The organism is Pseudoduganella sp. R-34, assembly GCF_049904655.1.
In the GTDB taxonomy this organism is placed as follows: domain Bacteria; phylum Pseudomonadota; class Gammaproteobacteria; order Burkholderiales; family Burkholderiaceae_D; genus Rugamonas.
In genome coordinates, this window is the sequence record NZ_CP184572.1 from 433,956 (window position 1) to 457,047 (window position 23,092).

22 protein-coding genes are annotated in these 23,092 nt (G+C 59.0%); 9 read left to right on the top strand and 13 right to left on the bottom strand.

Features of this window, described 5'->3' with window-relative positions:
- Positions 1-35 precede the first annotated feature (35 nt).
- The 5 genes from ACN9MW_RS02090 to ACN9MW_RS02110 all read right to left on the bottom strand — a co-directional run bounded on the left by ACN9MW_RS02090 (position 36) and on the right by ACN9MW_RS02110 (position 8,108).
- A complete protein-coding gene (locus ACN9MW_RS02090; protein ID WP_426167102.1) occupies positions 36-1,001 on the bottom strand; it encodes a DUF6708 domain-containing protein in 966 nt (321 codons plus the stop codon).
- A gap of 9 nt (positions 1,002-1,010) precedes the next feature.
- A complete protein-coding gene (locus ACN9MW_RS02095) occupies positions 1,011-3,458 on the bottom strand; it encodes a T6SS effector BTH_I2691 family protein (protein ID WP_426167104.1) in 2,448 nt (815 codons plus the stop codon).
- Positions 3,455-4,336, bottom strand: coding sequence for a DUF4123 domain-containing protein (locus tag ACN9MW_RS02100; RefSeq protein WP_426167106.1), 882 nt, complete (start codon positions 4,334-4,336; stop codon positions 3,455-3,457). The genes ACN9MW_RS02095 and ACN9MW_RS02100 overlap by 4 nt, the downstream gene beginning before the upstream one ends.
- Before the next feature lie 11 nt (positions 4,337-4,347).
- Positions 4,348-7,077: a type VI secretion system Vgr family protein gene (locus ACN9MW_RS02105; protein WP_426167108.1), complete on the bottom strand. Its 2,730-nt coding sequence runs from the start codon at positions 7,075-7,077 to the stop codon at positions 4,348-4,350.
- Positions 7,078-7,268: 191 nt separating this feature from the next.
- A complete protein-coding gene (locus ACN9MW_RS02110; RefSeq protein WP_426167110.1) occupies positions 7,269-8,108 on the bottom strand; it encodes a nucleotidyltransferase domain-containing protein in 840 nt (279 codons plus the stop codon).
- Positions 8,109-8,126: 18 nt separating this feature from the next.
- On the opposite strand from ACN9MW_RS02110, the gene ACN9MW_RS02115 reads away from it, so the two are divergent.
- The 5 genes from ACN9MW_RS02115 to ACN9MW_RS02135 are packed head-to-tail and all read left to right on the top strand — an operon-like array spanning position 8,127 to position 12,356.
- The gene (locus ACN9MW_RS02115; protein ID WP_426167112.1) at positions 8,127-9,917 is read left to right on the top strand and encodes an aminopeptidase P family protein; all 1,791 of its coding nucleotides are present in this window, start codon (positions 8,127-8,129) and stop codon (positions 9,915-9,917) included.
- On the top strand, positions 9,914-10,177 hold the full coding sequence (locus ACN9MW_RS02120; protein ID WP_426167114.1) for a hypothetical protein: 264 nt from the start codon (positions 9,914-9,916) through the stop codon (positions 10,175-10,177). Before ACN9MW_RS02115 ends, ACN9MW_RS02120 begins: the two co-directional genes overlap by 4 nt.
- An 11-nt stretch (positions 10,178-10,188) precedes the next feature.
- Positions 10,189-10,932 (top strand): MgtC/SapB family protein, encoded by a 744-nt coding sequence (locus ACN9MW_RS02125; protein WP_426167116.1) that lies wholly within the window; start codon positions 10,189-10,191, stop codon positions 10,930-10,932.
- 9 nt (positions 10,933-10,941) lie between these two features.
- Positions 10,942-11,526 carry a DUF924 family protein gene (locus ACN9MW_RS02130; protein WP_426167118.1) on the top strand — a complete coding sequence of 195 codons (585 nt, stop codon included), beginning with the start codon at positions 10,942-10,944 and terminating at the stop codon, positions 11,524-11,526.
- On the top strand, positions 11,526-12,356 hold the full coding sequence (locus tag ACN9MW_RS02135) for a Rossmann-like and DUF2520 domain-containing protein (RefSeq protein WP_426167120.1): 831 nt from the start codon (positions 11,526-11,528) through the stop codon (positions 12,354-12,356). Before ACN9MW_RS02130 ends, ACN9MW_RS02135 begins: the two co-directional genes overlap by 1 nt.
- A 53-nt stretch (positions 12,357-12,409) precedes the next feature.
- On the opposite strand, the gene ACN9MW_RS02140 is transcribed toward ACN9MW_RS02135, so the two are convergent.
- The 3 genes from ACN9MW_RS02140 to ACN9MW_RS02150 all read right to left on the bottom strand — a co-directional run bounded on the left by ACN9MW_RS02140 (position 12,410) and on the right by ACN9MW_RS02150 (position 14,143).
- On the bottom strand, positions 12,410-12,937 hold the full coding sequence (locus tag ACN9MW_RS02140; protein ID WP_426167122.1) for a peroxiredoxin family protein: 528 nt from the start codon (positions 12,935-12,937) through the stop codon (positions 12,410-12,412).
- Entirely contained in the window at positions 12,934-13,461 is a 528-nt protein-coding gene (locus ACN9MW_RS02145; protein WP_426167124.1) for a carboxymuconolactone decarboxylase family protein, read from the bottom strand. Before ACN9MW_RS02145 ends, ACN9MW_RS02140 begins: the two co-directional genes overlap by 4 nt.
- A gap of 61 nt (positions 13,462-13,522) precedes the next feature.
- A complete protein-coding gene (locus ACN9MW_RS02150; RefSeq protein ID WP_426167126.1) occupies positions 13,523-14,143 on the bottom strand; it encodes a MarR family winged helix-turn-helix transcriptional regulator in 621 nt (206 codons plus the stop codon).
- Positions 14,144-14,360: 217 nt separating this feature from the next.
- On the opposite strand from ACN9MW_RS02150, the gene ACN9MW_RS02155 reads away from it, so the two are divergent.
- Positions 14,361-14,723, top strand: coding sequence for a hypothetical protein (locus ACN9MW_RS02155; RefSeq protein WP_426167128.1), 363 nt, complete (start codon positions 14,361-14,363; stop codon positions 14,721-14,723).
- Here the strand turns inward: ACN9MW_RS02155 and ACN9MW_RS02160 are convergent.
- Positions 14,714-15,292 carry a molybdopterin-dependent oxidoreductase gene (locus ACN9MW_RS02160; protein ID WP_426167130.1) on the bottom strand — a complete coding sequence of 193 codons (579 nt, stop codon included), beginning with the start codon at positions 15,290-15,292 and terminating at the stop codon, positions 14,714-14,716. The two genes, ACN9MW_RS02155 and ACN9MW_RS02160, sit on opposite strands and share 10 nt — an antisense overlap.
- A gap of 18 nt (positions 15,293-15,310) precedes the next feature.
- Between ACN9MW_RS02160 and ACN9MW_RS02165 the strand changes: the two genes are divergently transcribed.
- Positions 15,311-15,904 carry an alpha-ketoglutarate-dependent dioxygenase AlkB family protein gene (locus ACN9MW_RS02165; protein ID WP_426167132.1) on the top strand — a complete coding sequence of 198 codons (594 nt, stop codon included), beginning with the start codon at positions 15,311-15,313 and terminating at the stop codon, positions 15,902-15,904.
- Positions 15,905-16,088: 184 nt separating this feature from the next.
- On the top strand, positions 16,089-16,673 hold the full coding sequence (locus tag ACN9MW_RS02170) for a porin family protein (RefSeq protein ID WP_426167134.1): 585 nt from the start codon (positions 16,089-16,091) through the stop codon (positions 16,671-16,673).
- Between the two features lie 101 nt (positions 16,674-16,774).
- On the opposite strand, the gene ACN9MW_RS02175 is transcribed toward ACN9MW_RS02170, so the two are convergent.
- From ACN9MW_RS02175 to rarD, 4 genes are all read right to left on the bottom strand, one after another.
- Positions 16,775-17,248 (bottom strand): DUF6265 family protein, encoded by a 474-nt coding sequence (locus ACN9MW_RS02175; RefSeq protein ID WP_426167136.1) that lies wholly within the window; start codon positions 17,246-17,248, stop codon positions 16,775-16,777.
- Between the two features lie 186 nt (positions 17,249-17,434).
- Complete coding sequence (gene ettA / locus ACN9MW_RS02180) at positions 17,435-19,102, bottom strand: energy-dependent translational throttle protein EttA (protein WP_426167138.1); 1,668 nt, start codon at positions 19,100-19,102, stop codon at positions 17,435-17,437.
- A gap of 104 nt (positions 19,103-19,206) precedes the next feature.
- Positions 19,207-19,989 (bottom strand): PEP-CTERM sorting domain-containing protein, encoded by a 783-nt coding sequence (locus tag ACN9MW_RS02185; RefSeq protein ID WP_426167140.1) that lies wholly within the window; start codon positions 19,987-19,989, stop codon positions 19,207-19,209.
- A 153-nt stretch (positions 19,990-20,142) separates the two neighbouring features.
- Positions 20,143-21,018 (bottom strand): EamA family transporter RarD, encoded by an 876-nt coding sequence (rarD, locus tag ACN9MW_RS02190; protein WP_426167142.1) that lies wholly within the window; start codon positions 21,016-21,018, stop codon positions 20,143-20,145.
- Positions 21,019-21,150: 132 nt separating this feature from the next.
- On the opposite strand from rarD, the gene ACN9MW_RS02195 reads away from it, so the two are divergent.
- Positions 21,151-23,031 (top strand): potassium transporter Kup, encoded by a 1,881-nt coding sequence (locus tag ACN9MW_RS02195; protein ID WP_426172098.1) that lies wholly within the window; start codon positions 21,151-21,153, stop codon positions 23,029-23,031.
- Positions 23,032-23,092: the final 61 nt, after the last annotated feature.

Genomic DNA, 23,092 nt, shown 5'->3' on the forward strand with positions numbered 1-23,092 from the left:
CTTTTTGTCCCCTTGGCTTAACGCTGGGGAAATTGTCATGCCGCTTTAGCTTTATGGGGCGCGATATATCCAGACTCGCGCACATAATGGTCGTCTTTCTCGATGGCACACTCCTGTTCTACCCAATCCGGCCAATGGGGGATCTTGCTAGTTCGCATGGCGAACATACGCCCAATACTAGCTGGCAAATCAAATGGGATGAACGATGTAGCTTGCAAGAAAATGCTGCCGTGCAAGTTCAAGGAAAGACGCATGCAGCCCTCCCACCAAGTCTCGCGCCGTTCTGCTATAGGCAGGCACACCTCTAACATTCTGTGCGGTTGTTCCGGTCCATCCTCCATGTAGCGCCGGAAGTACTCCCAGTGCATTCGCACGTCGTCGACGTCGGAGGAGCTGTAACTACCAAATGCGAAAGTTTCCTGTACTGTGACTCTGTCCGCTGCCAGCACATGGCCCAAGATGTCCCACGATTTAAGGCTGCTAAAGTCGTACGAACGCAAGCAAAAGAACACCTCTTCCCACCCAATGCTTAATACCGTACCGTCTTTTCGCCAAACATAGACCTTTCGGTTCTTTCTGTTTAAACGTATCGGGAAATGGGTGTAGCAAAATGATTCGCGCCTCAATAGCATCGCCAAAACGAACAGCATTGGCAAACACAGTGAAAAGGCGAACGCCATGAACCAAAGATCTTTTATCGTTGTCTCAGTCGACAGATCCCATCGATTCAGGGTGATCATTCCCAGAGTTATGAGCAGCCATGTCAATGCTATTATGAACACGGCGCAAAGCGTTGTAATGACTCCGCGCACGGAATAATTCCGATCTGTGATCTCGATAAAGGTGCTATTTAATCGGATTACTGATAACTGATAGTGCGGAACAGCCTCATCAAACTCGGCCAAGATCGCCTTATTGCTAAGTTTGTTTTTTTGCTCATCTTCGTGCAGGGGGCGATTGACATTAAATCCCCTAAATTTTAAAGTTTCTGGCGAATACATATCGATTCCTTACGTCAGAGCTTTCTCAAGTTCTTTCATTTCCAGTTCTCCGTTATTATATGCATTGCCGATGCCAAAGATGCAATTTTCGATCCAGCTTTGAACGGCATTGTCCTTATATTTTTCGAGGAAATAGACAATGGCGAAGTAGATCCCAATCGCTACTAGAATAAAAGGATTAAAGCCGCTCATCATCCAGATCGCTATGCCGGTTCCCAGAAGACCGGAAGCGATGTAGAGTCCAGCAGTACGATAGTTCCCCTTCTGATATTCTTCCGCGCCTTTTATAAAATCCCAAACCGACATAAGCGCTGCTCCTACAAGGCCAGCACGTCCCCCCCATCTTTTGAGCCGTTCCCCCCATCTGATAGCCACCCCGCGCGCCGACTGAACGCCTGCATTCCCTATCTTCTCTAGCGCCAATCCAATCGTGTCACAAATTGTTCCGGCTACACCCACGAGGCCCGCAATGAGCCGTGACGTGGCCTCAGCCATGTCACCTTCTAGAGCTTTAGCGTGATCGGCAATGGTTTTGGTAAGGCAAACGTATTGCAATATCCCAACACAAACCCCTGCCCGTACATCAGCATGGATTATCTGCTCAAATTTCTGGAAACGGATGTCGTTCAGAGTTTTGGGCGTCAGTAGTGTTGAGCTTCCAACCTGCCGCATAGCCACCCACTTTAAGGTTCCACGCTGATCGAGCTGTTCGCCGTAAATGGCTGCAAGTTTCAGTTCACGGGCAACTGCCGTCCTGATTTGTGCTTTGGACATTTTCGTTCCGCTATTTTCGAACAGCTGGGTTGCTAAAAAAGCGCGGAATTCTTTGCGGCTTCCTTCAAATGATAGTCGCTGCCAGCCGAGCCCGCTGTGCATACCCAATATGGTAAAGGCCAGCTTGGCCGCGCCATCTATGAACTTAGAACCCACCTTAGCAAAAGGACCTATCATTCGCCCCATCAGTTTGGCGGCTGTGTCAGGAGTGTCGCCCCGGAGTTCCTTAATTGCTTCTTTGTAGAAGCCCATCAAGCCGTCCCAAGGAATGGCCCGTGAGTCAAATGCCGTAGCATCGAGTACTTTTTTTCCGAGGCCGTCGTTGTTGTAGACCAATGCTCGCATCAGAAGGTTCTCTGGCTTGCAATCGTCGTCATCCAGCCACTTTTGGTATTGGTTAAAGCAAGCCTTGATCGCCTCAGTTCCGTAGGTAAAGTTGGCGAAGATTTCAGTAAAAGCCACACCATTTCGTATGTCATTGGAATCGAAATTGCAGTTCATGCAGTTCAGCATGTGCGTACTGGTGCTCCACGCGACATGTGCCTCGCCTAACGGGTCGATATGCGTTTCAGTGAACGTTTTGATCTCTTGCTCAAAATTCTTGTAAAACGCTTCTACTGTCGCCTCATTGAAGCGCGCCCGGCCACTTTCGCGGTGCGTATAACGCCTCCAGGCCTCAGCCTGTGCCGTTTGAATTGCCCCCACACTGGGATTGCCGATGGCTTCAATTTTCTCCATCGTTTGCCCATCGAGATAACCGAATCTTCCTGCAACGGCGAGCTTACGCATCCGTTCCATCTCGGCGTCTGCCAGGAACGTGTCTCTGGCGTTCTTCATGACAGAACCACGCAATTGGAGAATCGCGCTCGATACTGCAACTTTTCGGGACTTGATTTTGTCCTGCTTATTCAGCTCAAGCTGGTTCGCAATCAGATGGTTCGCCTGTACTGAGATTTCGACGGCCATCGCCACCGGATCATGCAGACTGACGATAACGCCCTGGCCCTTGCGCAGGGCATCGGCGGTTGCCAGTGTTTCTTCCAGCTGCAATCTGCGTGGTGCGAAGGGGTAGGGAGCGTCATAGAACGCATTAGGGGCCGTGGCCTTGAGCGGATCGCAGGCGTATTCGGCCACTTTGCTGCCCAGCTGTTTGAGCGGATGGACGTTCTCCTGCTTGCTGCCTGCCAGGACAGCTTTGACGTCCAGCACCTGCATGTGTTTCCTCCGATAGGCCGCGTCTTCGTGTTGTTTCAGCACGGCGTTGGTCCACTCCACATCGGAGAATCCGAACCATACACGGGTAGCTTTGTTCGGGTCGGGAATGGTGACCATGCCGGCGACATTTTGGTGGCCGGTCTGCGTACACGGTTGCTTGTCGGAGGTAAATGAACGCGGCACCGGTTTGCCCACTTCAAAGCGCATGAGGTACGCGTCTTCGGTAACGAAGTAGCCATCCCAGCGCTTGCGCGCTTCGTCGTGAACGTACAAGTAGCCGCCGCGCAGCAGGCGGCGAGTGTAGTGGGCGGAGTCACCCAAGCCTACGAACTCGGTCTTGCCGTCAGCATGGAGCGCTCGGGTTTTGGGGGCGCCAGCAGAGACGGGCGCCAGCGCGTAGCGGGCTACGAGTACAGGCAATCCACGCTTGTCGCAAAATTCGCAACCGGGTACGGTATTCAATGTCATGGTGCTTTGTCCATCAGGTATTGGGTGTGTTGTTGCGCGTTGAGGTCGGTGGCAATGCGTTGCCAGTCTGCGGGCTGCAATTCGGCAATGGCGTCCAGGTACGTCTGCTCGTTCCTGTCTATGCCGGCCAGCAGCGCGCGCACGCGGGGGTGCGTATCAAAATGCGGATGAACGGTCATGCCTTGTAATGCGAACTGGACTTGCTCGTCCTCCCTTGCCAGGGCATGGTTCGCTGCGCGGAGCAGCAGCGAGTCTATTTTTTCGCTGACGCTGAAGTATCCCTTGGCATCGGATGCGTAAGCCGGCCTTAGTTCGTCCGGCAACTGTGCCAAGGTGCGGTTGATTGCCTGTATGCGGTGCATCTGCTCGCCCTGAGGGCGGCTGAAGAACTGCGCCAGCACTGGCTCGCAAGCCGGGGCCTGCAAGCGATGCCATTCGTGGTCGCAGTAAATGCTCCATTCGCTAATGCAGCCAAACAGCGCTTTCAATTGCGGCGGGCTGTAGATGCGTAGTATCTGCGTCATGACGCGCGGTGCATAGCTGCGCAGGTGGAACTTGCCGCCGCCAGGCAGTCGCGCTATCAGCTGCTTTTTCCAGTGTGCCTGCAGGTGCTTTGCGTCGGCGCTGGTCTTGAACAGTGACAGGATGGGCGGCGTTACCTTGTGCGCGCGGGCGTGCTCCAGCTGTTCGCACAGTGCGAAGAATTCTTCATCCGGTAGCGATGCCAATGGCAGCAAGGCAGGAAATTTGGCGGCATCGGCTTCCAGGCCGTCGGGCACTAGCGGCAGCAGCTTCCACGTCGGCGGCAGTTCGTCGCCCAGCATATAGCAGTCGACCATTGCGTAGCCGTGTGCTTCAAGTAATTCTTGTGCAAACATGCGCTTCGATATCAGTTGATTGGAACTAGAGCGCCATCGTTGGCGACAGCGCTCGCCGACTGCATAGCGCACATCTTTTCGTTGCCTTTCGGTGGCTCTGCTATGTCTGCCGACTTGCTGGCTGCGCCGGTCATAGCGTACTTCGCGGCCTTGAGCAGCATGTTTTGCGGGCTTCCTGCCTCGAGATCCTTGCCGATCCGGATATAAGATCCCCCCGCCATCAGCAGGATTTCCTCCGGCGCCTGGATCACCACGCGGCCATCGACGCTGGTGATGGTGAGGTCCTTTTGCGCCGTAGCATTGATTTCTCCGTCCTGGGCCTGCAACTTCACGTTCCCTTTGGCGGCGATGATCTTGAAGGTATCCTTCAGCTTCGCCTTTGTGCCGGATACGAACAGGCTGATCGACTCTGCAGCGTTATGAATCCAGCGCCGGCCGGTCGTCTGGTTCATATCGCGTTGCGCGACCTGGTCAAGGTTGGTGTTGGCGGCCACGGTGATGCTTTGCTGGCTGGTCAATGCGGTACCGGCAGTTGAGCCAAGCATGAGGATGCCTTGCTTGCCGTGTTGGTCCCCTTCACCGCTTTTGCCGTCGGGGTCGGTGTTGAAGCCGCGCTCCAGGTTGTCGACTGCCTCTTTTAGCTGGGTTTGGTGCCCAGCGTGTGCCTGTGCGCCAGGCTTGCTGTCATCGTCGACCTGCTTGTTGTCATGTCCCGTTTCCGGCAGGTTGGCCTCGACCTCCGCCGCGTATTCTCCCTGGCGCTGAACTTGCTCGAGGGCGGCACTCAGCACCTGAATGATGGCGTCGCGCATCAACTGCGTGCCGCCGGCACTCTTCTGCTGTTCCGTGGTCAGCAGCAATGAGCACGCGCGCAGGGCGCCAGCTGCTTCGCTAGCCAGTTCATAGCCTTCACCGCGCGGCTCACCTTTGCCATCGCTCCGCGGTTGCGTCAAATAGCCAAGGTTTACTTCGCTGTGCCAATGTTCGCTTGCCAGTTGCGCGCTGATCTGGCCCCGCGTATCGTCCAGGCGAAGCTGGTTGTAGCGGCTGCCGCCGAATTCCTTGCTCTTGATGCCGGACAGGGCGAAGTTGCCGGGCAGGCTGCCTACATGGCTGAATGTTGGTGGTGGGGCGTTGCCGTTGTGGGCGCGATTGGTAATGACGGGCCGGTCGCAGTTCCCGTCCAGGAATTGGAGTATGACTTCATCGCCGGCGCGGCATAAGGCTATCATGCCGTAGCCGTTGCTGGCCCAGCCGCTAAGGTTGCGTATCCAGGCTGAGTCGCGCGCTGTGCCGGACGCGCCAGCGCCGTGTTCATGGTCTTCGATTGTGCAGCCGAGAATCCTGACCTTGGTGCAGCCCAGTTCATTGCAGCTGATTTCCTCGCCCTCATCGGCGACCACGATGGCGCTCATCGGATGGGTCGGCGGCAGGTCTACCCGTGGATCGTAGGCTGGTACGATCGGAATGCCGCGACGAACGCAGGTGAAGCGATTGCTGTAGCGGGCGACCCGTTCGTCGCTGGCTTGCGCCAAGGTGGATGGGTCAAAGCTGGCGGACGTCGATGCGTGCCAGCCGTTGACCGCAAACAAGCGTTGCACCTTGTCGCCTAGGGTCTTGGGCAGGTTGTTTTCTGCAACGACGTGCAGTTCGGTGATGACGAATTCGCGTTCTTCCGGGGCGTGGCTGTCGATCTCGGAATGCCCGCTCATGCTGAACGTGACGCCGACGCAGGCGCTGCGCTGGTCCGATTCGGCGTAAAAGCGTTTGCTCTTGTACTCGTGGTGCTGGGTGCGCAGTCGGGTCAGGAAGGCGAAGTCCTCGCCGTCCTTGCCCATATGCGGCGGGTCAATCCAGCTGTCGGTGACCGCTTCCGCGAATTGGTTGCCCAGCGTGCCTTGGTCAAGCAAGGAGTCGGCCTGGTGGCTTGCCATACGCGCGGCCTTGTAATCCCAGCTATGCCGGGTGCTGGCACCGGGGGCGAGCGTGCGTTCCGCACTCCAGGCGTTGATGGCGTCGGCCTTTTCTGTGCCGTCTGCCCGGTGATAGCGCCATGGAGTGGTAGCTGGTTCTGGCAGTTGCCATACGTTGTCGAACAAGACGAGGGTATGGCTTGGCATGTCGTCGCTGCCGGTTTCGCTGGATTGACCGGGGCGAATGAACCAGGCGATTCCGCGTCGTTTCATCAGCCTTTTCAGGAATTGCGAGTCTGATTCCTGGAACTGCATGGTGAAGGCGCGTGAAGGGTGGTTGCCAAGCACACCGGACAGGTCGATGTCGAAAGAGCGTGCAAGCACAGGGTTGCGGTGGCGCCACTCGCTGACCAGTCTCTGGATGATGTCGGTTTCACTCATGTCGAGGAAGACGCGCGTATTGGTGCGCAGCTCCATCATGGCGAGCGCATCGCGTACCACCAGTTGGTAGGTCGCGAAGCCGCCATCGCTTTGTCCTTCGGAAGCGCTTTGCACCAGGCCGCATACCGAGCGCAGCGTGCCGTCGGCGGTGACAAACTGCACTTCGACGGGTAATGCGATGAATTGCTTGATGGGCAGTCCAGCTTGGGTCGAGACGCAAAGGAGGCGGTACTCGATGCCATCGCCGCACATCGTTTCAACACCGGTTGCGCGCTGGACCATGAGGGCGTCGTCCAGGACTTCATTCTCGGATCCCAGGCGCAGGCGGATCGGGCGGTTGGCTTCACTGAAAGCGGCGGATAAGCCGGCGAGGTCGAGCAGATTCATAAAAAAAAGCCCGTAATGGGCCGCTATTTAGTTGTCATTGGGCAATAATTTATTGGCGAAAGGATGCTAGCACAAGGTAACAAAAAGCTAACTTTTGGAATTCCAATCGTGCGGGGATTCTTGCTTGTTGCAAGTTGCTGGTGATTGATTGAGCGGCAGGCGGGTGGTGGCCTGCCGCCCGGGGGCAGGCTTTAGCGCTGTTCGGCGAGGACGGCGTGGAATAGCTGGTTCAGTTCTGCATTGACGTCGCTGCTTCGGAAGCGGACCACGTCCGGTCGTTCAAGGCGGACGAGTTCCGCTTCGATGAACCGGTTAAGGCACGGCACCGGTTCGGACAGTCCCATTTCCGGCGCACCCTTCTTTTTCTCCAGTAGCGCCGCGATTGCCTCCAGAAGTTCCGTCTCGCCTTCCAGCAAATGCAGCAGCTTGTCGAATTCAATAGGCGCTGGAGTGCCATAACGTTCGAGCCAACGCACGGACAACAAGGGACGCAGCACGTAGAAATACTTCTTCAAAGGAACCATATCGGCACGCAGATAGCCGCGATAGTTGGTCTTTGCCATGCTCCGGTAGTGGTAAATGCCGTTCTCGCCGGAATACACGCTCGGCAGCAACGCACGAGCACCGTCCGCGAAACCGCCGTGGGAACGGTACAGGATTGGCGATTGGATCCATTCCACAAATGCTGGATTCGAACGGCGGAACAGGCGTAAAGCCTTGCGAATATCCCAGCCATTGATATCGATCTCATCGACGATCTTGTATTCAATGACATCGCGTTTCTCTTCCAGGTCGACTGCGACGTACCAGTCGCGCGGGTGCGCGTAGATGAAGCGCACGTCGTAATCGCTATTCGGTGAGGCAAAGCCCCAGGCACGGCTGCCGGACTCTACTGCCAGCAGGATACGCACATCATGTTCGGCTTCGGCAGCCGCAAGCCGGCGCATAATCTCTGCGCGTACATCTTCAGGAATCAATTCTCTCTCTCCATTGCCGCCTGAAAGCAGCGGCCGCCGGGCATTATGGCTCAATCGGGGTATGATTGCGCTATGAAAGAATCAATCCGCACCAGACTTGAATCCATGCGCGCGGCAATGCACCGCCATCAGGTTGATGCTTGCATGGTCCCATCCTCCGATCCCCATCTGTCCGAGTATTTGCCGGCGCGCTGGCAAGGGCGGGAATGGCTGTCGGGATTTACCGGCTCGGTCGGCACCTTCATCGTCACCCAGGATTTCGCGGGCGTCTGGACAGATGGGCGTTATTGGACGCAGGCGGAAGCGGAGCTGGCCGGAACTGGCGCGAAGCTGATGAAAATTTCATCGGGCGCCAGCGTGCAGTACGTCGACTGGTTGGCCGAGACCTTGAAGCCCGGCCAAATGCTAGCGGTCGATGGCGCAGTTCTTGGCCTCTCGATCGCTCGCCTGCTGCAGGCGCGCGGCATTGCCTTGCGCACCGACCTCGATTTGCTGGATGAAGTGTGGACCGATCGTCCCGGCTTGCCTGACGCTCCGGTCTACGAGCACCAGCGGCCATTTGCCGACAAGACGCGCGCGGCCAAGCTGGCGGCGTTGCGGGCGGAGATGACGCGCCAGGGCGCGGCCCATCACATCATCTCGACGCTGGACGATATCGCCTACCTGTTCAACCTGCGCGGCTCGGACGTCAATTACAACCCGATCTTCCTGTCGCACGCGCTGGTCGACCAGGATCGCGCCATGCTCTTCGTCGGCGCCGGCAAGATTGAGCCGGGCCTGGCGGGCCTGCTGGCGGCCGACAACGTCTTCGTAGAGCCATACGAGGAGGCAGCTCAGGCTCTGGCTACGCTGCCAGCCGGCAGCACGCTGCTGCTGGACCCGCGCCGCATCACGTTCGGCACTCGCCAGGCGGTACCGGACAGTGTGAGAATTATTGAAGCGGTCAATCCAACCACCTTCGCAAAATCCCGCAAGACCGAACATGAAGCGGAACATGTGCGCGCGACGATGGAGCAGGATGGCGCCGCCTTGTGCGAATTCTTCAGCTGGCTCGAACAAACCCTGGCCGATCCGAAGCGCGAACCGCTGACCGAGTACGCCATCGGCCAGCACTTGCTGGAGGCGCGTCGACGCCGCCCAGGTTTTGTCAGCCTAAGCTTCGGCACCATCGCAGGCTTCAATGCGAACGGGGCGATCATGCATTACCGCGCGCCGGCACAAGGCAGTGCCGTGGTTGAAGGCAATGGCTTGCTGCTGCTCGATTCCGGCGGCCAGTACACTGGGGGCACCACTGACATTACCCGTGTGGTACCGGTCGGCGTCATCACGCAGGAGCACAGGCGCGACTTCACCCTGGTCCTGAAAGGCATGATGGCGTTGTCCGTCGCCCGGTTCCCGCGCGGCGTGAAATCGCCGATGCTGGATGCGATTGCTCGTGCGCCGCTGTGGGCTGCCGGCATCGATTTCGGCCACGGTACCGGCCATGGTGTCGGCTATTTTCTCAATGTCCACGAAGGCCCGCAGTCGATTTCGCCCTCGACGCCGCCGGATGCGCATACGGCCATGGAGCCAGGCATGATCACCTCCAACGAGCCGGGCATCTACCGTCCTGGCAAGTGGGGCATCCGCATTGAAAACCTGGTGCTGAACGTGCCTGCGGCAGAATCGGAATTTGGCGAATTCCTGGGATTTGAGACCCTGACCCTGTGCCCGATCGACACGCGCTGCATCGACAAATCCCTGCTGCGCGAAGACGAAGTGCGCTGGCTGAATGATTACCACGCCACCGTGCGACAACGACTGTCGCCTCATGTCAGCGGCGACGCACTGCGCTGGCTGAACGAAAGGACGGAGGCAATATGAGCCGATCCACCAAGGCATCCAACGCGCTGGCGCGCCTGAAAGAGCGCTCCGGCAACCAGTCCTACTCGATGACCATGACCGGCAGCGGCCATTTCTTCCTGACGGAAGGGCCAGGCCAGCCGCCGCTTTGCGCGCCGATGGAGCTGGATGATTTTGTGGCCTTCGTCAATGCGCAGGGCCCGCAAAAAGTAAAACGCGTCAGCAAACTCGATGTAGCATTCGAAAAGCAGCTCGCAGCCAAGAAAACACCAAAACCATAAGTGAGGCAGCTATGCCCAGCATAGATTTCCTGCGTGCTTACTGGTCGTCCGGCGAACTGGCGACCAATCTCGTGATCCTGATGAACCTGATCGGCGCGCTGCTGCTTGGCCTGCTGGTCGGTTATGAGCGCTCCTACCACGGGCGAGCGGCGGGCATGCGCACCTATGGGCTGGTATGCATGGCGTCGGCGGCGCTGACCGTGGTGTGCGGCTACCCCTCGCTCTGGTTTGGCGGCCATATGTCCGAGCTGGTCGGCACTGACCCGACCCGTGTGGTGCAGGGCATCGTGACTGGCATCGGCTTCCTTGGCGCGGGCGTCATCATGCGCGAAGGCTTCAACATTTCCGGCCTGACGACGGCGGCGTCGATCTGGGCCTCGTCGGTGATAGGCGTGGCAGTCGGACTGGGCTTCTACCTGGGAGCCATGGGCCTGGCCTTCCTGTGCGCGATGTCCATGATCTTCCTGTCCAAGGTTGAAGCGTGGCTGCCGTCGCGCCATGCAATCGCGATCACCATGCGCTTCAAGCCGGGCTTCGAGCCGAAGGAAGACCAGCTGCGCGCCATGGCGCTGGAACGCGGCTACCAGATCGCCGGCGGTTCTCTGACCATCGGCATGGACCAGGGAAAGCTGGAATGGCGCTTCGTCGCGCTGGCACTGAGCAAGCGCAGCGGATCGCCGCTGTCGCGCATCGCGGAAGAGATGACCCATTACGAAGGCATCGACAGCTTCCAGGTTACCCACGCACGCAACTAGGAGGCAGGTTTGGTCATCCATTCACAAGACGTTCTCGATTTCTGGTTCCTCCCCATTGGCGCCAGGGGCCACAATATGCAGCGCTCCGAGTGGTGGCGCAAGGACGATGCATTCGACCGCGCGATCTTCCAGCAGTTCGGCGACGTGATTGAGCAGGGGCTGCTGGGCGGCCTGCGGCAGTGGGATGACGAGGGCACGCAAGGTACCCTGGCGCGCATCATCGTGCTGGACCAGTTCACGCGCAATGTCTATCGCGGCACGCCGAAGGCCTTTGCCGGCGATGAACTGGCGCTGGAGGCGGCCAAGGCGCTGGACGATTCGGGCGCCAACCAGACCTTGCCGCCGGCGCAGCGCGCGTTCTCGTATATGCCGCTCGAGCATTCGGAGAACCTGTCGATGCAGATGCGCTGCGTGGACCTGTTTGAAATGCTGGCTGCGGATGCGCCGGGCTATGCAGGCATGCTGGATTACGCCAAGAAGCACTACGAGGTGATACGCCGCTTCGGACGCTTCCCGCATCGCAACGCCATCCTCGGCCGCGAATCGACGCCGGAAGAAGTGGAGTTCCTCAAGCAGCCAGGGTCGAGTTTCTGATGCGTGGATTGACCGTCATTGGCGGCGGCCACGTCGGCAGCGTCCTGGGTCGCCTGTTTTCGGCGGCCGGCGCGTTCACGGTGCAGGATGTGCTGTCCCGCTCGGCCGATAGCGCGGCGCGGGCGGCCGCTTTCATCGGCAGCGGACATGCCGCGGCCTCATATGCCGGGCTGCGGTCAGCCGACGTGTTCATGCTGTCCGTGACTGACGACCAGATCGTTCCTGCCTGCGAAGCATTGGCGGCTGCCGTGCCGCTGCAGGGGGCCGTGGTATTTCATTGCAGCGGTGCGCTGGCATCCGACCGCCTGCACCCGGCGCGCGCAGCAGGCGCCTATGTCGCCAGCGTGCATCCGATACGCAGCTTTGCCGACGCCGATGCGGTGGCAGCGGGTTTCGCTGGCACCTTCTGCGGCGTCGAAGGCGACCGGCAGGCGCTTGATGTTTTGCTGCCTGCGTTGACCGCGATCGGCGCCAGGGCTGTGCAAATCGATCCGGCAGCGAAGACCGTGTACCACGCAGCTGCCGTTTTTGCGAGCAATTACCTGGTAACAGTGATTGACGCGGCCTTGCGCGCCTACCAGGCGGCTGGCATTCCGGAGTCCGTGGCGCGCGAACTGGCGCGGCCGCTGGCGCTGGAGTCGATGGAAAACGCCTTCCGCCTCGGCGCAGCGCCTGCGCTTACGGGACCGGTAGCGCGCGGCGACATGGCGACGGTGCTGCGCCAGCAGGATGCCGTGATGGCATGGGACGCTGAGACGGGCCAGCTATACCGTGCCCTGGTGCCGCCAACCAGCGCACTGGCCGAGCGCAAACGGGCCGGCAAGCCCTGAGCTGGCGGAGCGTTCCCGCGCGCCAGCGGAGGTCCGGGCCGCACCTGACCCGTCTACCCGGCTCGCGCGCAGCCGTTGGCATCGCAGGCCGCGCCGTCGCTGTGCTGCGCACCGCGAGCGTCGGCACCATCTTTCGCCGAACTCAATGGCTGTTCGGCCAGCAGGCGCCCGATCACCCCTCCCAGCACCATGTCGTCGATGCTGCCGAAATGGTTCAGCCGCAAGCGTCCTTCGCGGTCGAACAGCAGCAGGCTGGGCGTGCCGCGCAGCGCGTAGTGCTGCATGGTGGCCGGCACGGGCGAGCCGGGAACCGGCCTGTCGACCGCCACCGGAAACGGCAAGCGGTATTCATGGATGAACACTTCCAGCGCCTGCGGGGTCATCACGTCGTGATGTTCGAAGACGCTGTGCAGGCCAATCACCACCAGTTCAGGGAACACCTGCTGCATCTTCATGGCTTGTGGAACGCCGTGCGCCACGCAGCCCGGGCACAGCATCTGGAAGGCATGCACCGCGACCACCTTGCCGTCGGTGGCAGGCGCAGCCCCGTTGAGCCACGCCGAGGCATCTAGCCGCATCATTTTGCGCGCAGCTTCACGCCAGGGAAATCGACCGGCACCTTGAACGCGACGTTCACATAATTGGTGAACAGGTTCAGCGCCACATGGGCCATGATCTCCACGATTTCCTCATCGCTGAAGCCGACCGCCCGCAGCTCTTCCACCTGTTCATCATCGATCCTGGCCCGGTTGCTGACCACTGCTATCGCGAAGCGCAATGCGGCGCCAGTCTTTGGATCGCTCGACTGGCCAGCTTGTGCCGCGCTCATTTCGTCGGCGGAGGCTCCGGCTTTGCGGCCCAGTGCCGTATGCGCCGCCAGGCAGTATTCGCAATCGTTGCGGTCGGCGATCGCCACGGCAATCTGCTCGCCCAGTTTGGCGTCGAGCTTGCCGCTGCCAAGGGCACCGAAGCTACCCCACATACTCTTCAGGGCAGCCGGTGAGTTGGACACCGCCTTGAACATATTGGGCGTGGCGCCGAAAGCCTGGTGGATCTGGGCCAGCAGGCCGGTGGAGTCATTGGTGTTCAGTGGAACGCGCGACATGGTGAAGCTCCTTTCATTAAATTAGGAGTCCTAATTAAATAGGACAAAAAAAAGGCTGGCCTCAAGCCAGGGCCTGCCAATTCTTCAGCTGCTGCGCTGGATCGGCCGGCTGGTGGTCCGGGCAATCAATGCGCAGCATCGCCACCGACAATGGAACGTCGACCAGCCCGCAATGGTGCGGGGCGGCGTCATCCTGGTGCCGGTCAGGCTGGAAATATTTACAAGAGAGGCAAGCGCGCAGTTCCGGGAAGCGTTCCGTCTTCTGCAACTGTCCAATCAGCTGCAGCAAGCCGCCCAGCAATTGTTCTTGCGCCTGCGGCGACAACTTGCCGACTGCCTCGTCGGCAAATGCGGTGGCACCCGCAATGCGTTGCGCCATTTGCCGGCCATCCTCGGTAAGATGCAGGTCGGTGGCACGGCCATCGTCCTGCGCGCGGGCTTTGCGGACCAGCCCTTTCGCCACCAGGGCCGCAACCGAATCGCTGGCGCTGGCTGCCGAAATCGAGAGTTGCCGCGCAACCCAGGACAAGCGCACGCCCTGTGCCCGGCTATGCAGCAATTGCAGGATCTCAGCCTGCGCCGGGTTCAGGTTTTCGCTGGTCGCAAATTCCCACATGCCCGAGCGCAGCACGCTGCCGATGCGGGAAATGGCGGAAATGATGCGGGTCGAAGTCGTGTCCATGCGCCAAGTATATGGGCAAAACACAATATGTCAAGGACTCCTAACTAATCTTCCGGCTTGTAAATCAGCAGTGCAAAAGTATAGTTGAAGAGCAGGTAATGCTTTTTGCTCCAGCTTCTGTTGTGGTCGAGCAAAAAGATAGTTCCAGCGAGTGACAAAATTGGTCGTTAGCAATAAGCTTGTCCACCTAAGCCACACACAGTTCTAGGGGAACGCTATGTTATTTTTGAAATCCACGTCTGTCACCAAGGCGCCTGGCATTTACGAAGTCGATATTGCCGCCAAACCGCCTGGCAAGACCTTCGGCGTGTACATGGCAACCGACCCGGATAACCCGCCGACTTCCGTACTCGAGGCACTGGCTGCAGGCGGCTTCAAGCAGGTGCACAGCTCGGGCTACACCCACAAGGACCGCGGCAAGGTGCTGGACCTGCACTTCCAGAAAGATGGCACCGACCTATTCAACGGCTGGAAGGCGGAAGAAGCCGAAGCCAATATGGCCATCATCAACAAGATTTTTGGCGATATCGGGGTGGCGATCACCCCGCGCGTGATGTCGCTGGCCGAAGCTTACGCCTGAACTTCGATGTGATACAGGGCCCAGGGGCAGGTAGTGAAGCGCTCGCCCACGGGCCTGCTCGCCATTTCCGGCACCCGGTCCGCATCGTAAATCGCCCATAGTGGGCCGAGGCCGCCCAGCGCCATCGGGGCGCTATCCATGTGGGTGGCAACGATAAAGCGCTGCGTCCTGGCGCGTGACAGGGGCACCGCTACCGCATAGCCATCCACTGCACGCAGGATCAGGTTGCTGCTGTCGCTCGTTTGCGCGCAGGCAGCTTTCAGCACATCGACCAGCAGCGGGCCGGACAGGGTATGCGGCTTGTTGTCGTATTCCAGCGTCGGCTTGATCGCGACGGCGGGCAGCGCATCCAGTGCGGCAAAATCGAAAGCGAAGGCTTTGTCGAATGCCAGGTGCTGGCGGTGCATCATCTGGTCGGCGACACGGTCGAAGCTGCCGCGATTCGGCTTGGCAATTGCACCGGTTACGGTCAGCAGCGCCGGGCCGCGCTCAGCTTTGGGAGCAGCGGCGCCTAATGAGGGGAGGGCGCCGGCCGCTGCCACGGCACCGAGGAATTGACGTTTGTTCATCGTTATATGATAACGCCTATGGACCTGTTTTCTGCTGAAGCCGAGTTACTGCCTATCCCGATCGAGGATGGCGAGCTGTATTTCATGCGGCAGCTTCCGCTCGCTGTGGATAACGCAGAAGTGATGCAAAGGCTGCTCGATGAAACGGCATGGAAGGCAGAAACCATTTTCCTGTTCGGCCGCGAAGTGGCGCAGCCCAGGCTCAGCGCCTGGTATGGCGAGCAGCGCTATACCTATTCTGGCCGCACTTTCGAGCCGCTGCCCTTCACGCCCCTGCAGCTTGAAATCAAGCGCGCCATTGAAGCCGCTAGCGGCAAGCGCTTCAACAGCGTTCTGCTCAACTATTACCGAAACGAGCAGGACAGCATGGGCTTTCACAGTGACGATGAGCCGGAACTTGGCCCCCAGCCTGCGATCGCCTCGGTCAGCTTCGGCGCCACCCGCACCTTTATCCTGAAGCACAAGAAGCAGCCCAAAACCGTCAAGATCGACCTGACCGACGGCAGCCTGTTGCTCATGGCGGGAAAACTCCAGCATTGCTGGCGGCATGGCATCAATAAAGAGCGAACACCTCGTGGCCCGCGTATCAATCTGACATTCCGGCTTATCTGAAGCCAAGTTCGCTCATTTTGAGCTGAACATTGGTATTTCAAGGCTGCTTACAAAATCACACAATTCTTACCAGTTCGTCTCCCCCTTGAACTTTTGGCAGTGTTATCGTGCTTTCCATCGCACTTCCACAGACGAAGCGCGATCCCAAGCAAGTCCGACTTACTTTTGCTGAAAGATCACGAACATGAAAAAAATCGCATTCGCACTCATCACTTCCGCCGTTGCCCTCGGCGCGGCCTCCGTCCAGGCGCAAGAGCTGAAGCCGTACATCGGTGCAGGCGTCGTGGCCAACTCGAACAAGTACACCTTGCCGAATGACACCAGTGACGGCGACAAGAAATCCACGGAGTACGGTGGCAAGATCTTTGGCGGCGTGCAGATCGACAAGACCTGGGGCGTGGAAGCCGGCTATGTAGATTTCGGCAAGCAGTCGTACAACTACACCACCGGCGCAGGCACCGGCAGCATCGAAGGCAAGGCCAAGTCCTTCTACCTGGCTGGCAAGGGCACTTTCCCGATCAACCAGCAGGTGGCGCTGACCGGCAAGCTGGGTATCGCCCACAACAAGAATGACGTAAATGCCACCGGCCTGGCTTCCGCGTACAACGGCGATAGCAGCCGTAACGCGCTGTACGCTTCGGTTGGCGCTGAATACGCCTTCACCGAGAAAGTCTCGGGCGTGCTGGAGTACGAGCACTTCGGCAAGAACGATATCGACCAGGGCCGCCGCAAAGGCGCGGTCAACCTGGGCGTGAAGGCTAGCTTCTGAGTCGAGGGGGAGGGCAGTTCAGCTGCTTCCCCCCGCAAAGTCCCGATCGAGGCCGGGTGCGACAACGGCAGCCTTGCGCTGCCAATGTCCTTGTGCCCGCCTCACCCTCCATTCGGACACTGCGTCCGCTGCATAGGGTAATCAAAGGCTTTTTCCTTGCCTTTCGAGACACCTTCGATGCGCGCCTTGATGCCATCGGCCCCATCGCGCTTGTAGATGATCCGCTGCGGGAAGTCATGCTGCGGGTTTTCAAAGATCACCTCGCCATCGCCGATCGACTTGATCGGGAAGGCCGCTTCGAGTTGACGGCTTGGCTTGGCCACATAGGCCCAGATCCCCGGCTCGGTTTCGCGGATCATGGTGTGTTCCCACTCGACTGTCTTGCCGTTTTTTACCGTGCGGGCGACGCCCAGCATGGTGCCGCCAGCTGGCAGGGTCCACATTTCCACGGAGCCTTTTTCAGCGCCGGTGTGCGACCAGCAGCCGGCTAGCCAGGACAGCTTGTCGATGGGGGCCTCGTGCGCAATGGCGCCGGCACTGGCTAACACCAGGCCACAAAGGAATTGTTTGCGCATGTTGGCCTCCTTTTAAACCGGTAAACCGGGGTCTGACCCGCAGGGTCAGACCCCGAATGATCTTGCGGCTAATGGGGTTGGTTCGAGGTCTTTGATGTTCGACGAAGATCAAAGGCGCCCAACCCAATCCGTGGCGTCGGAATTGACTGGGTCTGACCCTGTGGGGCAGACCCAGGTTTACCGGTTTTAGCCATGCAGCGGCTTATAACGAATACGCTTTGGCTTCGCGCCTTCCTCGCCCAAACGTTTCTTCTTGTCGGCTTCGTATTCCTGGTAGTTACCCGCAAAGAAAGTCACCTGGGAATCGCCTTCAAAGGCCAGGATGTGGGTGGCGATACGGTCCAGGAACCAGCGATCGTGGGAAATCACCATCACGGAACCGGCGAACTCCAGCAGCGCATCTTCCAGCGCACGCAGGGTTTCGACGTCCAGGTCGTTGGACGGTTCGTCCAGCAGCAGCACGTTGCCGCCCATCAGCAGGGTCTTGGCCAGGTGCAGTCGGCCACGCTCACCGCCGGACAGGTTGCCGACGATCTTCTGCTGGTCCGACCCCTTGAAGTTGAAGCGGCCCACATACGCGCGCGATGGCATTTCGAAACGGCCCACGCTGAGGATGTCGGCGCCGCCGGACACCGCCTCGAATACGGTCTTGTCGTTGTCCAGCTTGTCGCGGCTCTGGTCCACCAGCGAAATCTTGGCGGTCTTGCCGATCGCCACTTCGCCGCTGTCCGGTTGCTCGATACCGGCAATCATCTTGAACAGGGTCGACTTACCAGCACCGTTCGGGCCGATGATGCCGACAATGGCGCCCGGCGGGATGATGAAGGACAGGTTGTCGATCAGCAAGCGGTCGCCAAACGATTTGCTGACGTTCTTGAATTCGATCACATCGTTGCCCAAGCGTTCGGCCACAGGAATGAAGATCTCCTGGGTCTCGTTACGCTTCTGGTACTCGAATTCGCTCAGTTCATTGAAGCGCGCCATGCGGGCCTTGGACTTGGCCTGGCGTGCCTTCGGGTTCTGGCGCGACCATTCCAGTTCTTTCTGCAGCGCCTTCTGGCGCGCGGATTCGGTGGCTTCTTCTTGCTTCAGGCGGGCCTGTTTCTGGTCCAGCCAGGAAGAGTAATTGCCCTTCCAAGGGATGCCGTGGCCGCGGTCCAGTTCCAGGATCCATTCGGCAGCATTGTCCAGGAAGTAGCGATCGTGGGTGATGCCAACCACGGTGCCAGGGAAGCGCACCAGGAATTGCTCCAGCCATTCCACAGATTCGGCATCCAGGTGGTTGGTCGGCTCGTCGAGCAGCAGCATGTCCGGCTTGGACAGCAGCAGCTTGCACAGCGCCACGCGGCGCTTTTCACCGCCGGACAGCACGCCGATCTTCTGGTCCCATGGCGGCAGGCGCAGCGCGTCGGCGGCCATTTCCAGTTGGAGGTTCAGGTTGCCGCCGTCGGCAGCAGCGATGATCGATTCCAGGCGTTCCTGTTCCTTGGCCAGCGCGTCGAAGTCCGCATCCGGTTCGGCATACGCGGCGTACACGGCTTCCAGCAGTGCTTGCGCGTTGAAGGCTTCACCCAGGCCGGATTCCACTTCCTGGCGCACGGTTTTTTCAGGATCGAGTTGCGGTTCCTGTGGCAGGTAGCCGATGTTCAGGCCAGGCATCGGGCGCGCTTCGCCCTGGATGTCGGTGTCGATGCCTGCCATGATTTTCAGCAGGGACGATTTGCCGGAGCCGTTCAGGCCCAGCACGCCAATCTTGGCGCCTGGGAAGAAGGACAGCGAAATGTCCTTCAGAATCTGACGTTTCGGTGGGACGATTTTGCCCACGCGGTTCATGGTATAGACGTAATTGGCCACGGTATGAGTTCTTGTCGGTTCGTAAAGGCGCTAGTTTAGCGCATTGTGATGGCGCATAAAAAAAGACCCGGCAAGTGCCGGGTCCTTTTGGGGCAGCTGCTTGCTTATGCTTTGCGCCGGCGTACCGTTGCCAGCGCGGCCAGGCCCAGGCCAGTCAGCAGCAGGCTGGTTGGCACAGGCACTTGCGCAGGCGGCACAGCGTCCTGCGCTACGAAGTCCAGGCGCACGTCGGTCAGGTTGAATTGTCCCAGCATGGAATTCACGGAAAAGTTGAGGATGCCGTCTGCCGCCAGGTCGTTCAAGGCCAGGGAGTCCAGGCTCAGTTGCACCACCAGGTCGCCGCCCAGCGAATCGTAATGACTGATGAACTGGTTGTACCAGCGGTTGTAGCCGCCATTTTCGCTGCCCGTCTGCTTTTTGATGTCTTCGATCTTGCCGCTGTCGGTGTCGAAAGCACTTTGATCGTTGGCCGAGCCGGTCGCGGAGGCGCCACCGGTCGTGACCTTCATCTCGTCGGCGATGGCGTCGCTATAGTTGGTGTTGAATTGCTTGATGTGGAAGTTGTCGGTGACGACCTTGCATTTGCCCTTGTTGCAGTCCGTCGTTTCGCGATTCTCCGAGTAATTCAGGTTCGTCACGGACGAACCGACGATGTCGAAGTCGGCGGAGGAGAAACCGGACACGGTCAGCACGCCGGAGCTGATCGAAGCGCTGGACAGGCTCTTGCCAGCCAACAGGCTATTTACGTCGATCTTCAGGTTCTGGCTCTGGCCAGTCGTCAGGTACTGATTAAACGAAAATGCGGACGACAACGGCATTGTTTCAGCTTGCACAGATGCTGCACAGAACAGGGCTGCGATGCCCGCCAGAAACTTTTTGCTAACCATTATTGCTCTCCCGAAGTGTTACTGGGAATTAAGCAATTGTCGTGCCCGCGTGCAACGGACTTTCCCTAGGTCATTGATTCGATTACGGAAAAGTCAATTGAGTGACAGTAATTATGATTTCCGCAGAACCAACGCTGTAAAATTTTCCGACACTCAATTCGCCTTTCTGTTGATCAACCAGCTCTCCAGCATATAGATCGCCAGCGCACTCCAGATGAACAGGAAACCGACCAGCCTGGTCGAGGAAAACGCTTCGTGGAAGACCCAGACGCCCAGCAGCATTTGCAGCGATGGCGACATATATTGGAGCATGCCGAGCACCGACATCGGAATGCGCCGCGCACCGGCGGCGAACAGCAGCAGCGGGATCGCCGTTGTCGGGCCTGCGGCTGCCAGCAGCCAGCGTGTGCTGTCCGATTCGGCATTCAGGAAGACGCTCTGGCCGTGGTACACCAGCCAACCGAGGTAAGCCACTGCCAGCGGGAACAGGATCAGGGTTTCGAAAGACAGTCCTTCCAGCGCCGCCAGCGCCGCAGTCTTGCGCAGCAACCCATAAGCGCCAAAGCTCAGGGCCAGCACCAGCGCGATATATGGCACCTGGCCAGCCTGCCAGGTCAGCCAGGCCACCCCGGTGGCGGCAACACCGATGGCAATCCACTGGCCACGACGCAGTTTTTCCTTCAGCACCAGCATGCCCAGCAGCACATTCACCAGCGGGTTGATGAAGTAGCCCAGGCTGGCATCGACCACATGGCCATTGTTCACTGCCCAGATATACACGAACCAGTTTGCGCTCAGCAGGAAAGCGCTGGCCAGGAAACTGCCCACGACTTTGGGCTGGCGCAGCACTTGCGGCAGCCATTTCCATTGCCGCCGTACCGCCAGTACGAGCATCAGGAACAGCAGCGACCAGGCCATGCGATGCGCCAGGATTTCGGACGCCGGCACATTCTTAATTGCGTGAAAATATAGCGGGAACAGGCCCCAGGACAGGAAAGCGCCTGCGGCGTACAGCATGCCGGTATTCATGAGAGCGATGATTTTCTATGCGTAAAGATGGAAAATAGCATATCCGTCAGGTTTTCACCGGCGGCGTAAAAAACTTGCAAAAGGCCCATAACTGGCCTATTGTGCGATGCACCAAAACCAATTTTGGGTGAAATCTTGTCACAACATAAGAAAAGCAGCGTAGCTGCATTGACATTGGCCGCCATTGGCATTGTCTACGGCGATATCGGTACCAGCCCCCTCTATACTCTCAAAACCATTTTCGACCCCACCCACGGGCTTCCCCTGAACCAGGAGAATCTGCTGGGCATCGTCTCGCTCATCTTCTGGGGCCTGACGATGATTGTCTCCCTCAAATATGTCAGCCTGATGTTGCGCGCGGATAACCGTGGCGAGGGCGGCATCATGGCCTTGATGGCCCTGGCCCTGAATTCGGTGCACAAGGCTGCGCCCAAATGGCACTTCCCCCTGCTGCTGATCGGCACCTTTGGCGCCACCATGTTCTATGGCGATAGCGTGATTACGCCTGCGATCTCGGTGCTGTCGGCCATCGAAGGCCTGGAGGTGGCAGCGCCCGGGCTGGAAAAATACGTGGTCCCGCTGACCATCGTCGTATTGGTAAGCCTGTACGCGGTGCAGCGCCACGGCACGGCCGGTATCGGACGCTTCTTCGGTCCGATCATGGCACTCTGGTTTGCGGCGCTGGCGGCGATGGGCGTCATCAATATCATCAAGGAGCCGGCGATCCTGGGGGCATTGAACCCTGTGCATGCCTTCACCTTCCTGTTCTCGCATGGCATGGTGGCGTTCGTTGCCTTGGGCGCCGTAGTGCTGGCGTTCACTGGCGCGGAAGCGCTGTACGCCGACATGGGGCACTTCGGCAAGAAGCCGATCCGCCTGGCCTGGTTCCTGATCTGCTTCCCGGCACTGGCGCTGAACTACCTTGGCCAGGGTGCGCTGCTGATCAAGGATCCGTCTGCGATTACCAATCCATTCTTCAACCAGCTCGGTAGCTGGAGCGTGATTCCGCTGGTGATCCTGTCGACGGCGGCCACCGTGATCGCGTCGCAGGCGACCATTTCCGGCACCTTCTCGATGACCAAACAGGCCATTGCGCTGGGCATGCTGCCGCGCATGCGCATCCAGCACACCTCGGAAAGCGAGATGGGCCAGATCTACATCCCAGTGGTGAACTGGCTGCAGTTGATTGTCGTGCTGATTGCCGTGATTGGCTTCCAGTCTTCGGATGCACTCGCTGGCGCCTACGGCATTGCGGTGACCGCAACCATGCTGGCGACCACGATCCTGACCTTCTTCGTCACCCGCTACCGCTGGCACCTGCCGCTGCTGCTGTGCTTCGCTGCGACCGGCTTCTTCATCGTGATCGACATCACGCTGTTCTCGGCTACCTCGCTGAAGCTGTTCCACGGCGGCTGGTTCCCGCTGCTGCTCGGTACCGCGCTGTTCACCACCATGCTGACCTGGCGCACCGGCCGCGAGCTGGTGTTCAAGAACCTGGAAAAGCACGCGATCCCGCTGGAAGACTTCCTGAACTCCCTGTTCATGGCGCCGCCGACCCGCGTGCCGGGTACCGCGGTGTTCCTGCGCGGCGAGAGCGATGGCGTGCCGCATGCGCTGCTGCACAACCTGTCGCACAACAAGGTGCTGCACGAGCGCGTGGTGTTCTTCACCGTGCATATTGTGGAGGAGCCTTATGTGCCGCCTTCGGAGCAGGTCCGGGTGACAGTCCTGGGCCATGAGTGCTACCAGCTGAATATCAATTACGGCTTCAAGGACGAGCCGGACGTGCCGGCCATCATGGCCCTGTGCGAAGAGAAAGGCCTGAAGTTCGAAATGATGGAGACTTCCTTCTTCATCGCGCGCCAGACCGTGATTTCTTCGCCGGGCGACGGCATGGCGCCATGGCGCGAGCACCTGTTCGTGGCGATGTCGCGCAACGCGCGCGCTGCGGCCGACTATTACCAGATCCCGCCGAACCGCGTCATCGAACTTGGCACACAAGTGGAGATTTAATTTGTAACGGATCTTGCCTCTTGTAGAGGGGGGATTAACGGTCTGCTAAACTGCTGCTCCG

Excerpts from the sequence above, each read along its gene's own strand:
- ACN9MW_RS02090 (WP_426167102.1), bottom strand. The coding sequence starts at position 1,001 with ATGTATTCGCCAGAAACTTTAAAATTTAGGGGATTTAATGTCAATCGC.
- ACN9MW_RS02095 (WP_426167104.1), bottom strand. The coding sequence starts at position 3,458 with ATGACATTGAATACCGTACCCGGTTGCGAATTTTGCGACAAGCGTGGA.
- ACN9MW_RS02100 (WP_426167106.1), bottom strand. The coding sequence starts at position 4,336 with ATGTTTGCACAAGAATTACTTGAAGCACACGGCTACGCAATGGTCGAC.
- ACN9MW_RS02105 (WP_426167108.1), bottom strand. The coding sequence starts at position 7,077 with ATGAATCTGCTCGACCTCGCCGGCTTATCCGCCGCTTTCAGTGAAGCC.
- ACN9MW_RS02115 (WP_426167112.1), top strand. The coding sequence starts at position 8,127 with ATGAAAGAATCAATCCGCACCAGACTTGAATCCATGCGCGCGGCAATG.
- ACN9MW_RS02120 (WP_426167114.1), top strand. The coding sequence starts at position 9,914 with ATGAGCCGATCCACCAAGGCATCCAACGCGCTGGCGCGCCTGAAAGAG.
- ACN9MW_RS02125 (WP_426167116.1), top strand. The coding sequence starts at position 10,189 with ATGCCCAGCATAGATTTCCTGCGTGCTTACTGGTCGTCCGGCGAACTG.
- ACN9MW_RS02135 (WP_426167120.1), top strand. The coding sequence starts at position 11,526 with ATGCGTGGATTGACCGTCATTGGCGGCGGCCACGTCGGCAGCGTCCTG.
- ACN9MW_RS02140 (WP_426167122.1), bottom strand. The coding sequence starts at position 12,937 with ATGATGCGGCTAGATGCCTCGGCGTGGCTCAACGGGGCTGCGCCTGCC.
- ACN9MW_RS02145 (WP_426167124.1), bottom strand. The coding sequence starts at position 13,461 with ATGTCGCGCGTTCCACTGAACACCAATGACTCCACCGGCCTGCTGGCC.
- ACN9MW_RS02150 (WP_426167126.1), bottom strand. The coding sequence starts at position 14,143 with ATGGACACGACTTCGACCCGCATCATTTCCGCCATTTCCCGCATCGGC.
- ACN9MW_RS02155 (WP_426167128.1), top strand. The coding sequence starts at position 14,361 with ATGTTATTTTTGAAATCCACGTCTGTCACCAAGGCGCCTGGCATTTAC.
- ACN9MW_RS02160 (WP_426167130.1), bottom strand. The coding sequence starts at position 15,292 with ATGAACAAACGTCAATTCCTCGGTGCCGTGGCAGCGGCCGGCGCCCTC.
- ACN9MW_RS02165 (WP_426167132.1), top strand. The coding sequence starts at position 15,311 with ATGGACCTGTTTTCTGCTGAAGCCGAGTTACTGCCTATCCCGATCGAG.
- ACN9MW_RS02170 (WP_426167134.1), top strand. The coding sequence starts at position 16,089 with ATGAAAAAAATCGCATTCGCACTCATCACTTCCGCCGTTGCCCTCGGC.
- ACN9MW_RS02175 (WP_426167136.1), bottom strand. The coding sequence starts at position 17,248 with ATGCGCAAACAATTCCTTTGTGGCCTGGTGTTAGCCAGTGCCGGCGCC.
- ACN9MW_RS02185 (WP_426167140.1), bottom strand. The coding sequence starts at position 19,989 with ATGGTTAGCAAAAAGTTTCTGGCGGGCATCGCAGCCCTGTTCTGTGCA.
- rarD (WP_426167142.1), bottom strand. The coding sequence starts at position 21,018 with ATGAATACCGGCATGCTGTACGCCGCAGGCGCTTTCCTGTCCTGGGGC.